This is a genomic window from Arcobacter roscoffensis, from assembly GCF_024267655.1.
Taxonomy (GTDB): Bacteria; Campylobacterota; Campylobacteria; order Campylobacterales; family Arcobacteraceae; genus Arcobacter_B; species Arcobacter_B roscoffensis.
In genome coordinates this window covers 2,706,183-2,721,241 of the sequence record NZ_CP100595.1, presented here as the reverse complement: position 1 = coordinate 2,721,241, position 15,059 = coordinate 2,706,183, and the positions used below count along the sequence as shown (strand labels likewise).

Genomic DNA, 15,059 nt, shown 5'->3' with positions numbered 1-15,059 from the left:
TTAATTCCTTTAAGATAATAATAATTGGAATCATATTTAAATATTTATTAACTGCAACTTAGTTGCAATATAGTATATTTTCTCTTAATTTATTATTTGATATTCTGTTTCAAAGGAAAAATATGAATTATGAAGATATAGATTTTAATGAATTGTATGTAAAACAAAAAGAACTTACATCTTTTAAGGCTAAAGGAAAAGAAGCGTGGGATGAAAAGGCACCTTCTATGAATAAAAGGGTACATAAGTCGATTTATAATGAACAGTTTTTAGAAAAACTTGATTTAGAAGGAATAAATAGCTTACTTGATGTGGGATGTGGTGTTGGAAACTTATCTTTGAGGCTTTCATCAAAACTTGATGAGGTTTACTGTTTGGATTATTCATCAGGTATGCTTGAGATTTTAAAACAAAATGCAAAAGAGAATAATATATCAAATATAAAAACTATAAATAAATCTTGGTACGACTCATGGGATGATATACCAAATGCAGATTTAGTAATAGCTTCAAGGTCAATGGAAGTAAAAGATATGAAAGAAGCTTTAACAAAACTAAATAATAAAGCAAATAAAAAAGTAATAATTTCTTATAAAAAAGGTGGCTCATTTGTATCAGATGAAATACTAGATGTAATGCAGCGAAAAATAATCAAAAAACCAGATTATATTTATGTACTAAATGTCTTATATCAAATGGGAATAAATGCCTCAGTAAATTTCATACAAAGCGAAGGAAGAAGTAGTATTTATACTTCAAAAGAGAAGTTTATAGAGTCAGTTTCATGGAGTATCGATGGACTAAGTGAAGATGAAATAAAAAGACTTGAAAATTACTATGATACTTTAGATATAGAAAAAAAACAAAAAGAAGAGTTTGTGCAGTGGGCTTTAATTTCTTGGGAGAAATAATGTATTTATTATTTAGAACAAACTAGTTTTATTAAAAAGTATGAAAATAATCTAGTTATACAATAAATAACTTGTAAAAAATCCTTTTTTAAGATAAAATAATATAATTGTGTATATTAAAAAGGACTCTTTATGAAAAGACTTGTAGATTATAAATCTAGGTTTAGGATATTAAAAGGTGGGAAAATATCTTTGATTGTATCAGCATTCCTAGGAGGAGCAACTCTTAGTTTCGCTGCACCTAGTGGGGGTGTAGTAACTTCAGGAAATGCAAATATTTCTCAAAATGGGGCGGTTACTGATATTACCCAAAGCTCAAATAAAGCTACTATAAATTGGCAAGATTTTTCTATTAAATCAAATGAAACTGTAAACTTCAAACAACCAAATGCATCATCAATAACTTTAAATAGGGTTGTTGGTAATGAAAAATCAGTTATTGATGGAGCATTAAATGCAAATGGTCAAGTTTGGATTTTGAACTCTAATGGAATTTTATTTAGCAAAAATGCAAAAGTTAATACAGCAGGACTTTTAGCAACTACTGCTGAATTATCTGATGAGGATTTTAATTTAGGTAATTATGACTTTAAAAACGCTTCTTCTGAATCTGTAATTAACTTAGGAACAATAGAAGTATCAAACAGTGGTTCTGTAGTTTTAGCTTCAAATGAAGTAAAAAATGCAGGTTCAATAAAAGCTGTTAGAGGAAAAGTGCATTTAGTTGGTGCTAGTGATTATAGAGTTAATTTAAATGGTAATTCATTAGTAAATTTAAAAGTAAACAAGGGTGTTCTTGATGCACTCGTAGAAAATTCTGGTGCAGTTATTGCTGATGGAGGAGAAGTATACTTTACAACTAATGCTGTAAATGAGCTGTTAAAGGGTGTTGTAAATAATACAGGAGTTGTAGAAGCTAATTCAGTTGATGATTTATTTGGTAAGGTTGAAATGTTTGCTCATGGTGGGACAGCAAATATTTCAGGTGAAATAAAAGCTGAGTCTAATACTTCAACTGATGGTGGGTTTATTGAAACATCAGGTAAAGAAGTAAATATTGATGAAGATATAAAAATTTCTACAAAATCAAAAGAGGGTAAAACTGGTACATGGCTTATAGATCCAGTTAATATAGAAGTTACTTCTTCTGGTTCTGATAGTACAAGTGGTACATCTATTTCAGGTGATACTATTTCTACAGCTTTAAATACTACAAATGTTACACTTGATACAACGACTGCTACAGGTGCTAGTACTGGAGAAGATGATGGTAATATTACTATCAATGATACTATTGAAAAAACTGGTTCAAGCGCTACTACTCTTACTTTAAAAGCAAATAAAGATATTAATATTAATAAATCAATATCTTCAACAAGTGGAAGATTAAATGTAGTATTAAATGCAGACATTGATTCTAATAATACAGGTGATATAAACTTTGGAGCAGAAGGTAGTATCTCTACAAATGATGGTAATTTTTATGTAGGAAGTGTAAGTGGAACTTATGATACTGTAACTGCTTCAGGTGAAAAGTTTACAATGTCTACAGGAAGTTTTATTGATGTAGGTGCTGGTAATATAGATATTAAAGTAAATGATGATATTACACTTGCAGATAACTCAGCTGCTACTGATAGTCCAACTTATAGTTTAAATAAATCACAACTTTATATAGATAACTATTATAGATATTTCAACAGTGGAAATAGATATTACTATTACCAAATAAGTTCACAAGATGATTTAATATTGTCTTCTGCAAATGGTTCAATAATAGGTGGAAGTACTGATAGTTCAATTGCTGATATAGTAACTCCTTCTGATGTTAGACTAATAGCAAAAGGTGAGATAGGAACATCTTTAAATCCTATAAAAATTCAAGGTTCACAAACTGCTGGGAGAAATAATAGAGAAGAAAGTTCATCATATAGAATAAACTCTTATGGTAGAACTTTAAATATTACAAATACATTAGGTAATACATATCTAAGTGAAATAAATAAGCAGATATTTAGAAGTATTGATTTAACTGTTAGTTCTTCTACAACAGGTACTCAAAGTATAAATATAATGGATGATGCAAATAGTACTGGTGCAGGTCATGTTTTAGCAAATGTAACAAATGGAAATATGTTAGTTCAAACAGATGGAGTAATCACGAAAGGTGATGATTCTAACAATTATGCATTTAGTGAAACTGTAAAATCTGTATTCCCAACATCTGTATCTTTAACAGCTTCAAATATAGAATTAGAAAATAATGCAATGCTTACAAAAAATTATTACTCTCCCTCGTTCTCTTTGTATGCTACAAATATTGTAAGTTCTGATTCTGCAAAATTTGATAATATAAGTGAAGTTTCTGGAGCAAATTCAATTTATCTTAGAGGAACAAATATTGGTACCATAACAAATCCTCTTGAAGTAGATAGTGAAAATAGTTTAATATTGTTCAATAATGGAGGAAGTTCATATCTTGCAAATAGTGATTATTCTTCTTTAACTTTTAGTGGATATGGAAATCAAGCAGGTCAACATAGTGTATTGTCTTCAAATGGAGACTTTTTTAATCTAACTACAACGGGTGAAGACTTACTTGTAAGTACAATATCTGGTAGTACAGATGGAGAAAACTTTAATAATAGTACAGGAACTAACCTTGGAACTAGTTATGATAAATCAAATAATAGTGGTAGCTCAAAATCACTTTCTATAGTTTCATATAATGGAGATATAATTTTTGGTGAAGATTCTATAAATACTGGAAAATCTAATTTCACAGCAACTATTAGTTCAGGTAATAACTCAAGTATCAAAGCTCAAAACTTATATGATTCAGAAAATCCAGTAAAACAAATTACTGCAGGAACAGTGAGTTTTACTAATTATTCAAGTGATGTAAATCAAGGTATAGGTAATGATGGTTATGATATTCAAATCGAAAAAGGTTCATATGATAGCCAAAACGATACATTATCTGTTGATTTATATTCAGGTGGTAATGTAAGTATTCATGAATTAAGTGAAAATCATTTTGATGATACTAATATTACATTACAAAGCTCAAATAAAGCTCAATCTATAAATGTAGATTATGCAAATGGAGATGCTTTAAATATAGTAGATGATGGTTCACGTATTATTTTAGATTCAGATAAAGTTAAATTAAGCAATGGAAACAAAAGTTTTAATTTTACTGCATATAGTAGAAATATTCAAATTGGTACAAAATCAACTGATGGATTCAGTGGAAATAGTTTGAGTACAGGAAATTATTACGTTAGAGGTTCAAAACTTACATTAGATGGTGATATTTTAACAAATGGTGGAAGTATAAATCTTTATGGTTCAAGTGGAATTGAATTGATGCGGTCTATTAATATCGATAGTAATGCTGATGATATGTCAAATAGCACTTCAACTGGTAACTCTGGACGTATTGATACTTATGGAACAATATCAAGTGTAGGTGAGGATGCAAACTCATTATTAATAGATTCAAGTTCGAGTGATTCAAGTGGAAATTATATTTTACTAAATAGTGAGCTATCAAATAATGCTGGAAGTTTCTTAAAAAATCTTACTTTAACTTCTAAGGGAAGTACAGATACAAATGATGGCTATATCTATTTATATAGAAATATTTATTTAAATGGAGATTTTAAATCAACTGGTGATACAAGAATTCAAACAAGTAATTTTACAATTGACACAGAGCAAGGTAATGTTGCAGATGCAGGTGATATTATTTTTTCTGGTAGAAATCTTCAAACATATACTTGGGGTGATACTACATTTGATACTTCTACAACAGCAGTCGGTAAAAATGGTGGAAATGTAGTACTTTCGGATACATATTATAAAAGTAATTTATCTACTAAATCTATAAATATAAATACAGCTGGTGGGGAAGACGCTCAAGCAGGAGATATTTCACTACCTGGTGTTTATACAACTCATAATGATGAAAATGGTACACAAACTTATAATGGTAAGACGATTACTCTTCATGGAAATTTATACACAAACCAAGCTGATATATCTTTAACTGGTGATGTTCAGCTTGCAAACAGTGTTCAAATTGATACATGGAGTGATACAAACAATAAACAAAATGCAAGTGCAGGTGATGTAACAATAGATGGTGGATTATCAGCTACAAAAGAGGACTTAACTTTAAATATTAATACTTCAACAAACACTGGAAATGATGACTTTAATACTAGTGATGGAACTACTCATGAATTAAGCGATTATTATTCTCATAATGCAGGTGATGTAAGTATTGTTAGTAGTACAACATCAGGGACTAATCAACTTAATACTTTAATTGTTGACTCTTATAATCAAGGTTCATTTGATAATGGAGAAGATGGTTCTATATCATTGGATGGAATTTCAACAAAAGGTAATCAATCTTATACATCAGGAACTGTAAATATTAATGGCGATTTAAATGCAGAAGATATATTAGTTGAGACAAAAACAGCTAATTCAACTGTTAGTGCTACTGGAACAATTACTGCAAATTCTTTAGAGTTAATAGGAAATAATACTACATATAATTTAGCACCTACAGCTGGTCATAATTTAAATGAATTAGCTGTAAGTTCAGCAAGCAGTGTGAACTTATTAAATACTAAAGCATTAAATATTAAAACAATCTCTTCAACAGAAGGAATATCTGCAAGTGGTACAATTGATATTGCAACAAAAACTGGAGACATTACAGTTGATAGTAATATTGAAACTACATTAGGCTACTCAAATGCAATAGTATTAAATGCAGGTAAAGATAGTTCAGCTGGTACAAAAACTGGTGGAAACATTGTAATTAATAATAACTCTACTATAACAGCTGGAGAAGATTCAAGAGTTAAACTTTTCTCAGGTAGTATAGAAGGAAGTTTAGGTTTATCTAATATTATATCAAAGGGTAATTCAAGATACAACAGTGATGAAAGTGCTAGTAACTTTACTGCTTCTTTAGGTGAAGATACATATGCTATTTATAGAGAACAACCTATTTTAAAAGTATCTGCTGAAGAACAAGAAGTAACATATGGACAGAGTGTACCAACTGAATATTCGGCTTCATATAGTGGTTTTGTAAATGGTGATACAGCTGATGAATTAGGTGCAACAGGAACTGCTTCATTTACTACAGAGTCTGGTAGTGTTTCAAGCTCAGGATATAGAGTTGTTGGTGATTATGATGTAACTTATAATAGCGGATTATCAAATGCTCTAGGGTATGCATTTGAAGATAATAGTGAGCAAACAGGTGAATTATCAATTACTAAAAAAGAATTAAGTGTATCTGGAATTATTGCTTCTAATAAAACATATGATGCAACAACTAATGCAAGCTTAAGTAATGAAGGAAGTTTATCAGGAGTTTTAGGTGAAGATTCTGTGTCATTTACTTCAAATGCAAATTTTGCTGATAAAAATGTAGGTGAAGATAAAACTGTAAGTTTAAATTTTGCATTAAATGGTGAAGATTCAAGTAACTATAGTTTAACTGATTCAGGAAATGTAACAGCAACAATCACAGCAAAAGATATCACAGTAAGCGCAGTAGCACAAGATAAGATATATGATGGTGGGATCAATGCGAGTACAACACTTTCTTCAAGTGGAGTAATAGGAGAGGATTCAGTAAGCTTTAGTGGAAGTTCATATTTTACAGATAAAAATGTAGGTGAAGATAAAACAGTTACAGTATCAAGTCTAGGAAAAAGTGGAGAAGATGCAGGGAACTATAATATTACAAATAATACGGCAAATACAACAGCAACAATCACAGCAAAAGATATCACAGTAAGCGCAGTAGCACAAGATAAGGTATATGATGGTGGGATCAATGCAAGTACAACACTTTCTTCAAGTGGAGTAATAGGAGAGGATTCAGTAAGCTTTAGTGGAAGTTCATATTTTACAGATAAAAATGTAGGTGAAGATAAAACAGTTACAGTATCAAGTCTAGGAAAAAGTGGAGAAGATGCAGGGAACTATAATATTACAAATAATACGGCAAATACAACAGCAACAATCACAGCAAAAGATATCACAGTAAGCGCAGTAGCACAAGATAAGATATATGATGGTGGGATCAATGCGAGTACAACACTTTCTTCAAGTGGAGTAATAGGAGAGGATTCAGTAAGCTTTAGTGGAAGTTCATATTTTACAGATAAAAATGTAGGTGAAGATAAAGCAGTTACAGTATCAAGTCTAGGGAAAAGTGGAGAAGATGCAGGGAACTATAATATAGTAAATACAACAGCAAGTACAAGTGCAGATATTAATCTAAGAGATATTACTATTGTAGCTGACTCTAAGTCAAAAATCTTTGGAAATCCAGAAGTGGATTTAGATGTATTTGTTGATTCATCAAAAGGTTTAGGTTTAGCTTCAACAGATTCTTTAAGTGATGTAACTGGAACTTTAAGTAGAGAAGAAGGTGAAGCTACAGGTAGTTATGATATATATTTAGGGAATGGAGTAGAAGCTTCAAATTATAATATTACATATAATGAAGATAATGATAAATATGTTATTATTCCAAAAGCACCAGAGTTTATAGCTGTTACACCTCCAAATGCTCCTGAGGTAAAAATTAACATTGATACAAATATTGTTTCAAAACCAGAATTAGAGCAGTTAGTTACTGAACTAATTACTTTAACTCAAATAAAACAAAAACAAACAAATAACAATGTTGCTAATGATGCACCTGTAAATCCAGATGTAAAAGTTCCTCTTTCAAATAACTCAATAGTTGAATTAGTTAACGGAGGAGTTAGTTTACCTGAAGGTGTAGATCAAGTATTCTTTGTTGTAGGTAATAAAACATTTTTAGTAAAAGATAGTGAAAAATAGGATAGAGGAATAAAAAATATGAAAAACACAAGTTTAAAAATAGCATCAGTATCACTTTTAGCATCAAGTATTTTACTTGGTGCTAATGTACCAAATATTTCAGATATAGAAAAAGATACAAAAGTTCCAAATATAAAAAAAGAGAAAATTGAAATTCCTCAGTTTGAAACTAAGACATATAAAGCACCTATGGCTGATAGTGGGAAGAAAGTACTTATAAATGGTTTTAGTTTTAGTGGTAATGAGAATATTAAAAGTGAAGAGTTACAAGACTTAACGAAAGATTATGCTAATAAAAATTTGACTTTCACACAAATTAGTGAACTTACAGCTAAAATTACAAGATATTATAGATCAAAAGGTTATTTTGTTGCAAGAGCTTATGTACCTGTACAAGATTTAAAAGCAAGTAAAAATGTACTTGAAATTGCTATTATTGAAGGTAATTATGGAGAGTTTTTATTAAATAATAACTCATTAGTAAAAGATGAAGTTGTTCAAGCAATGCTTGATGATGCAAAAAATAGGGGTGATATTATATCAACAGATACTCTTGAAAGAGTTATGCTGATTATAAATGACACTCCAGGTGTAGTAGTAACACAAGCAGATGTTATGCCTGGTAAGAAAGTAGCAACTTCTGATTTTGATATGCAAACACAAGCTAGCAAGGCATTTGATGGTTATATTGTAGTTGATAACACAGGTGGTAAAAATACCGGTAAAAACAGATTTATTGTAGGTTTAAATGCAAACTCTCCTTTTAAAATAGGAGATAAATTGTCTTTTACTGGATTAACTACAAATGGGTTTGATTTAAAAAATGGAAGATTAGCTTATAGCATGCCCTTAATGCCAAATGGTTTAAGAGGTGAAGTTTCTTATTCTCATACGACTTATTCTTTAGTTAAACTATCTGGTGTAGCAGATGATGTATATACAGGAGATTCTAAAACTACTAATTTAAACTTAACTTATCCAATTAAAAGAACAAGATTAGAAAATTTATATGCATCAATGGATGTTTCACATAAAGATTTAAATGATGAATTTTCAGGTACTAAAATCAATCCAAGAAGTATAAAATCAATTAATTTAGGACTGGCTTATGATAAAAACTATTTAGCCTATGGGCTAAATAGTGTTTCAGAAGTAGGTTTTAACTTTACATATGGAAATTTAAGTTTTGATGAGGCTTCTGATAAGAGCACAAACAAGGCTGGAGTTGATACAGAAGGTAATTATTCAAAAGTTAATTTAAATTTATCAAATGTTTTAGAATTAACTCCCAAAGTTACTCTAGATACTAGATTAAATATGCAATATGCTTTATCAGATAAAAACTTAGATGGTACAGAAGATTTGTCTTTAGGTGGAACTGATGGGGTTAAGTTATATCCATCTGGAGAATTTAGTGCTGAAAATGGTTATGTTTTTAATGCTGAATTAAAATACACACTTCCTACTACAAATGGTATTTCAAGTAGAGTTGGTATCTTCTATGACTATGCAAATGCATTTATATCAAATGATGATAATAATTCTATTTCTGTATCAAGGGAGTCATTACAAGATGTTGGTTTAGGATATTATTTAAATTATAAAGACTACTTTGCAAAATTACAAGTTGCATGGAAAGCAAATAGTAAAGATGTAACAACTGAAAAAGAAAGAAATAGTAGAATTATATTTCAAGCAGGATGGAGCTTTTAGGCTTCATTCTTGAAATTATGAAAAGATTGTTTTTATAATTTCTCTTTTTAATATTTTACCTGAAGTGTTTTTAGGAAGTTTATCAAAAAAGAATATTTTCATTGGAACTTTCCATCCTAGATATTTTTTAGCCCAATTTATCAAATCTTCTTCTGTACTATGAGTTTTTAAAACAACAGCTGCAAATGGATACTCTTCTTCATCTTCACTTTTTAGAGAAAAAACTGATACTTCTAATACTGATGGATGTTTCTCTAATACTTCTTCTATTTCTTTTGGATAAATATTTACACCTGAGAATATTATTAAATCATCTTTTCTAGAATGAAATATTAATGTTGAATCATCTTTTTTTAAACCTAAGTCAAAAGGAAAATAAAAACCATTTTTAAATGAAATACTAGTTGCATATTCATTTTGATAGTAAGCATTAATCATATGATTAGATTTTATACCGATATTACCTACCTCTTCATGTTCTATAATATTATAGTTATCATCAAAAACTTTCAACTCAATACCTTCTAATGGTTTACCAACGCTATGTTTATATTGATTTATTTCATTAGGTTTTAAGATTGTAACTTCACCTATTTCATTGCAGCCATAGCCTATATAAAGATTTTTAGTAATGTATTTAAGAATATTTTTTCTTAAGTTTTCATTGATAATTGAACTAGATACTACTAATGACTTTAATGTTGAAAATTTATTCAAAAAACTTTCTTTATTTGAAGACAAGATATTTGATAACATGATTTTAGATTGAGAAGTTGTTAAAGCTAAATGATTTATATTATGTTTTAAACAAAAAGATACAATATCCTCTGGTTTTTTACTTGGGATATAAATTGTCAATCCTTCTAAGAGCATACTAAATAGTCTTCTTTTAGGGGTATTATAGTATAACTCTGTCCAAGTGTAATATTTTTCACCTTTGTTAAAATCAATAAAACTTGAGTCTCTTTTTACTTGTTCTGCGAATGAATACCAAGTTATTGGTATTTTTTTTGGATTATTAGTTGTTCCTGAACCATAAAAAATAAAAGCTATATTTTTATCTAATTCTGATTTAATATTTTTTTTAACTTTAAAATCATTTTCAGAAATAGAAAAACCTAAATGTTCATTAATAAATACTGTTTTAGTAAGATCTCTATCATCTATAAAATCTTGGATTATAACTGATGTTTTAATTATATTAAGTTCTTTTTCTTGTAAATCATAAGTTACATTTGGGTTAACTATAATATGAGATATTTTCATCTTTAGTAAAGATAGATAAAAGACAAATAACATTAAAGGGTTATTTATTCTTAAAGCTATTGTATCATTTGAATCTAGTTTCAAATTATTTAAATTAGTTATTACGTGGTTTAATATATCATCTAGTTGTGAATAGGTAATTGTTCTATCATCATTTATAATTGCAATATTATTTGAGATACTCTCTTTGCAATTGATAAATAGTTTATCAAATAATTTTGATAAATTGTCTTCTATATTATTTTTTATCATTATTTTTTATCACTTACTAATACCTAGGGATTAGTAATCCCCCATCTATATGAATTGATTCACCTGTTACAAATGACATTTTACCTCTTGCTATAAAAGATACAACTTTTGCAATATCTTTTGGTTTTCCCCATCTATTAATTGGAGAGAAACCTTTTTTTAGAAGCTTGTTATACTTCTTTTTTACAGGTTTTGTCATATCCGTTTTTATAAGCCCTGGAAGTATATTATAAACATTTATATTTTCTTTAGCTAAACGAACTGCAAATAACTTACCCATCATTTCAATTGCTGACTTTGATATGCAATATTCTGCTCTATTTATTGATGCTGCTTGAGCATTTGAAGATGAAATATTTATAATACTTTTAAAGTTTTTTGAATCACTTTTTATCATATGTTCTACAATATTTTGAGTTAAGAAAAAATGTGATTTTAGGTTTGATGAAATTAATTTATCAAAGGATTTTGTAGTGACATTTAGTATATCACCTCTTTTGTCAACTGAAATACCTGCATTATTAATAAGACAATCAATTCTTCCAAATTTGTCTATTATCTTTTTTACCATTACTTGATGCAGTGAAACATCTGAAATATCAAAAGGTAAACAAAGTACATCAACATTTGATTCTGATAATATGTCTTGTCTTGCTTTTTTTAAATATTTAGAATCTGTTCTTCCATTAAGTATAATATTAAAGTTTTTTTTTGCAAGCTTTTTTGCAATCTCTAGACCGATACCTTTACTAGAACCAGTTATGAAAGCCACGGGATTGTTATTTTTTGATGTTTTCTTATTCATACTTAAATTATACAATTAATTTATTAATTTTCTTTATACTTATTAGATGTAGATTATACTACTTTATGATAAAATAATTAAAAAGAGTTCTCTTATGCCCATTAACCTAGTAGATATTATAAAAATTCAACTAAATAAAAAACCTAATAAAACAGCAGTTTATTATAAGTCTAATTCTATAAGTTATCAACAATTATATAATGATGTTTCAAAGTTAAGTTTTTATCTTGATTCTAAAGGGGTAATAAAAGGTGATATAGTTTTTCACAGTTTTAATGATGAATATTTAACTATTCTAGCTATGTTGTCATCTGCACAAATGGGGCTTACTTTTATAAGTTTGCCTAAAGAATTTAATAATAAACAAGTAGAAGAATTAGTTGAACAAAGCAATGCAAAATATTTTTTAACAGATAGTACACTAAGTACGATTGATGAACTTGAATTAATAAGTATAAAATATGAAGATTTTATTAATTGCAAAAAAATATCAAAAGACTATTCAGTTGAGCCATCTTCAATTTGGCAAGTAATTGTTGGTTCAGGAACAACAGGAAAACCTAAACTTTTTGAGGTAAGTCAATCTTTAGAATTAAAAAGAATTGAAATTTCTAAAGAATCAACAAGCATATCTGAAAGCGATATAGTTGCATCTTTAATTAAAATGAATTTTAATAGTACAAAGATTAGATTTTTAGCTACTTTATTTGTAGGTGGAAGTTATTTTATATTTGAAGATGAAGTTTTTGATTTTGTAAATCATTGTAAAAAGTATAAAATAAACGTTCTTCACACAAGTGTATATCACATAGAAAATATCTTAGCAAAGATAAGTGATAATAATAAAGAACATCTATCTTTTTTAAAAGTGTTATCTTTAGGTGGCTCATCAATTAGTGAAGATTTGAAAAAGAGAATTAAAAAGCATTTAAGTAAAAATTTATATATAACTTATGGAACTAATGAGCTTGGTGGAATTAGCTCAGCAAAGCCTAAGGCAGTTTATAAAACTGAGAAAACTGTAGGATCTATTCTAAACAATGTAAAAGTTCAAATAGTTGATGAAAATAACAATAAATTACCTCTTAATACTATTGGACATATAAGAGTTAAAAGTTTTGGAATGATAAGTAGTTATTTAAATGATGAAGTTAATACTAATAAGTATTTTAATGATGGTTGGTTTTATCCTGGAGATATAGGAATGATTAATGAATCTAATGAACTTATTCATCATGGTCGATCTGATCGAATGATGATTGTAAATGGTATAAATATCCATCCTTCTTTAATAGAAAATAGACTTTTAGAACATGAATTAGTCAATGATGCTTTTTGTATTTCTTTAAAAGATGAAAACTTACAAGATATTCCTATTTGCGGTGTTGAAGTTAGTTCACCAAGTAAAATAACCACTGCTGAGCTATTAAACTTTTGTTCCAGTAAATTAAAATTTAGTTCTCCCTATGAAATAGTTTTTTTAAGTAAAATACCAAGAACTGATTTAGGAAAAATTAATTTAAATGAAATAAAAGAAGAAATATATAAAAAGCTATTAAGAAACACTAAAAAGTTTACTGTTAAACTTGAAAAAATAGATATAACTAGTTTTGATTTATTAGATAGGTGGCTTCGTAAAGTTTTTGATATTGAAACATGCCATCTAAATAGTGAGAATAATATATATTCTATGTGTCAAAGAGCGATTCTTTTGATTGAAAGATTTTGTCATATTGTACAAATACCTGTTTATGATAATTCGGAACTATGTAGAATTGAAGAAGATGAAAATAGTTATAATATTCAATTAAGATTAAGTTACATAGATCAAATACCATTAGAGCATTATATAAATATTTTAAATAATTCTTTTAAATATTTATACCAAATGTTAAATATTGAACTAACTTTTGAAAACATGGATTTTATTATAAATCGTTGTGCAGAGGAACTTTTAAAACCTATTTTAAACACTATGCCTCAAGGTAGTTATAGAGTTGTTTTTTTTAAAGAAGTATTTAGAAAAAATATACCATATCTTCATTTGGGAAGTGGGATTTACCAGCTTGGATGGGGAAGTAAAGGTAAAAAATTTGATAGAAGTAGTACCTCTTCTGATAGTGCTATGGGACAGAACATATCAGCAAATAAAGTAATTTCTGCAAATATGTTAAAAACGGCAAATCTTCCTGCTCCTATACATGGCTTTGCAAACAATCACGAACAGGCATTATCTATCGCAAGCCAAATATCTTATCCTGTAGTTATAAAGCCTATTGATATGGAAAGAGGTGAGGGCGTAAGTGTAAATATTTACAATAAAGAACAGCTTTTTAATGCTTTTAATAAAGCCTATTCATTATCAATTAGTAAAAAAGTTATTGTAGAGAAACAAGTAAGAGGAGTATGTCACAGGGTATTTATATCTAATAATAAACTTTTATATGCTGTGAAAAGATTACCAATAGGAGTTTATGCAGATGGTGTAAACAGTATAGAAACTTTGATAGATATGGAAAATGAAAAAGAAAGTAATAGGTTTTTTTGGGAACAAAAATATTCATTCTTTAAAGATGATTATGCTTTGAGTGTTTTAGAACAAAATGGATTTAATCTAAACTCCATACCTAAAAAAGGACTTTTTATTGCTTTGAGAGAAATAGAAACAACTGAAGATGGCGGTATTGATGAAGATGTAACAAGTATTATTCATAAAGATAATATTGATATTGCAATACAAGCTGCAAATTTATTTGAATTAGATGTAGCAGGTGTTGATATTATTACTGAGGATATTTCTAAACCTTGGCATAAAACTGAAACAATAATAAATGAAGTTAATTATGCACCAGCTTTAGGTGCAGGAGAAATATCAAAAAATAGTTTAGGAAAATATTTAGATAATTATATTAGTGATGAAGGTAGAATTCCAATAGAAATTTTTATAGGTAATGATGATAATATTTATTCTAATGCTAAACTTAAACATGAAGAGTATGTAAAAAAAGGCTACAACTGTTATTTAGTAACTCAATCAATAACTTTAAATGAACGAAATGATGAAGTTTATTTTTATGATAATAGTTTTATTTCAAGATGTAATGCTTTACTTTTAAATAGTAAAGTTGATGCATTAATAGTTATTGACTCGCAGAATATTTTTTATAGTGAGTATAGTCCTTTTGATAAAATAGAAAAAGTAAATTTTGTTTAAAATGATTTGG

6 protein-coding genes are annotated in these 15,059 nt (G+C 28.2%); 4 read left to right on the top strand and 2 right to left on the bottom strand.

The genetic code is table 11. The features are described from left to right. Positions 1–122: 122 nt before the first annotated feature. The 3 genes from NJU99_RS12865 (at position 123) to NJU99_RS12855 (ending at position 9,512) form a co-directional block, all read left to right on the top strand. Positions 123–911, top strand: a complete 789-nt coding sequence (locus NJU99_RS12865) for a class I SAM-dependent methyltransferase (protein ID WP_254576307.1) — start codon at positions 123–125, stop codon at positions 909–911. 132 nt (positions 912–1,043) lie between these two features. Further along, the gene (locus tag NJU99_RS12860) at positions 1,044–7,799 is read left to right on the top strand and encodes a YDG domain-containing protein (protein WP_254576306.1); all 6,756 of its coding nucleotides are present in this window, start codon (positions 1,044–1,046) and stop codon (positions 7,797–7,799) included. 18 nt (positions 7,800–7,817) lie between these two features. Beyond that, positions 7,818–9,512 (top strand): ShlB/FhaC/HecB family hemolysin secretion/activation protein, encoded by a 1,695-nt coding sequence (locus tag NJU99_RS12855; protein ID WP_254576305.1) that lies wholly within the window; start codon positions 7,818–7,820, stop codon positions 9,510–9,512. A gap of 15 nt (positions 9,513–9,527) precedes the next feature. Here the strand turns inward: NJU99_RS12855 and NJU99_RS12850 are convergent, their stop codons facing one another. Beyond that, positions 9,528–11,030 (bottom strand): class I adenylate-forming enzyme family protein, encoded by a 1,503-nt coding sequence (locus NJU99_RS12850; RefSeq protein WP_254576304.1) that lies wholly within the window; start codon positions 11,028–11,030, stop codon positions 9,528–9,530. A 16-nt stretch (positions 11,031–11,046) separates the two neighbouring features. After that, a complete protein-coding gene (locus tag NJU99_RS12845; RefSeq protein WP_254576303.1) occupies positions 11,047–11,835 on the bottom strand; it encodes a 3-ketoacyl-ACP reductase in 789 nt (262 codons plus the stop codon). Between the two features lie 94 nt (positions 11,836–11,929). Here NJU99_RS12845 and NJU99_RS12840 point away from each other — a divergent pair, with 94 nt between their 5' ends. Continuing rightward, positions 11,930–15,049 carry an AMP-binding protein gene (locus NJU99_RS12840; protein WP_254576302.1) on the top strand — a complete coding sequence of 1,040 codons (3,120 nt, stop codon included), beginning with the start codon at positions 11,930–11,932 and terminating at the stop codon, positions 15,047–15,049. The last annotated feature ends 10 nt before the right edge of the window (positions 15,050–15,059 follow it).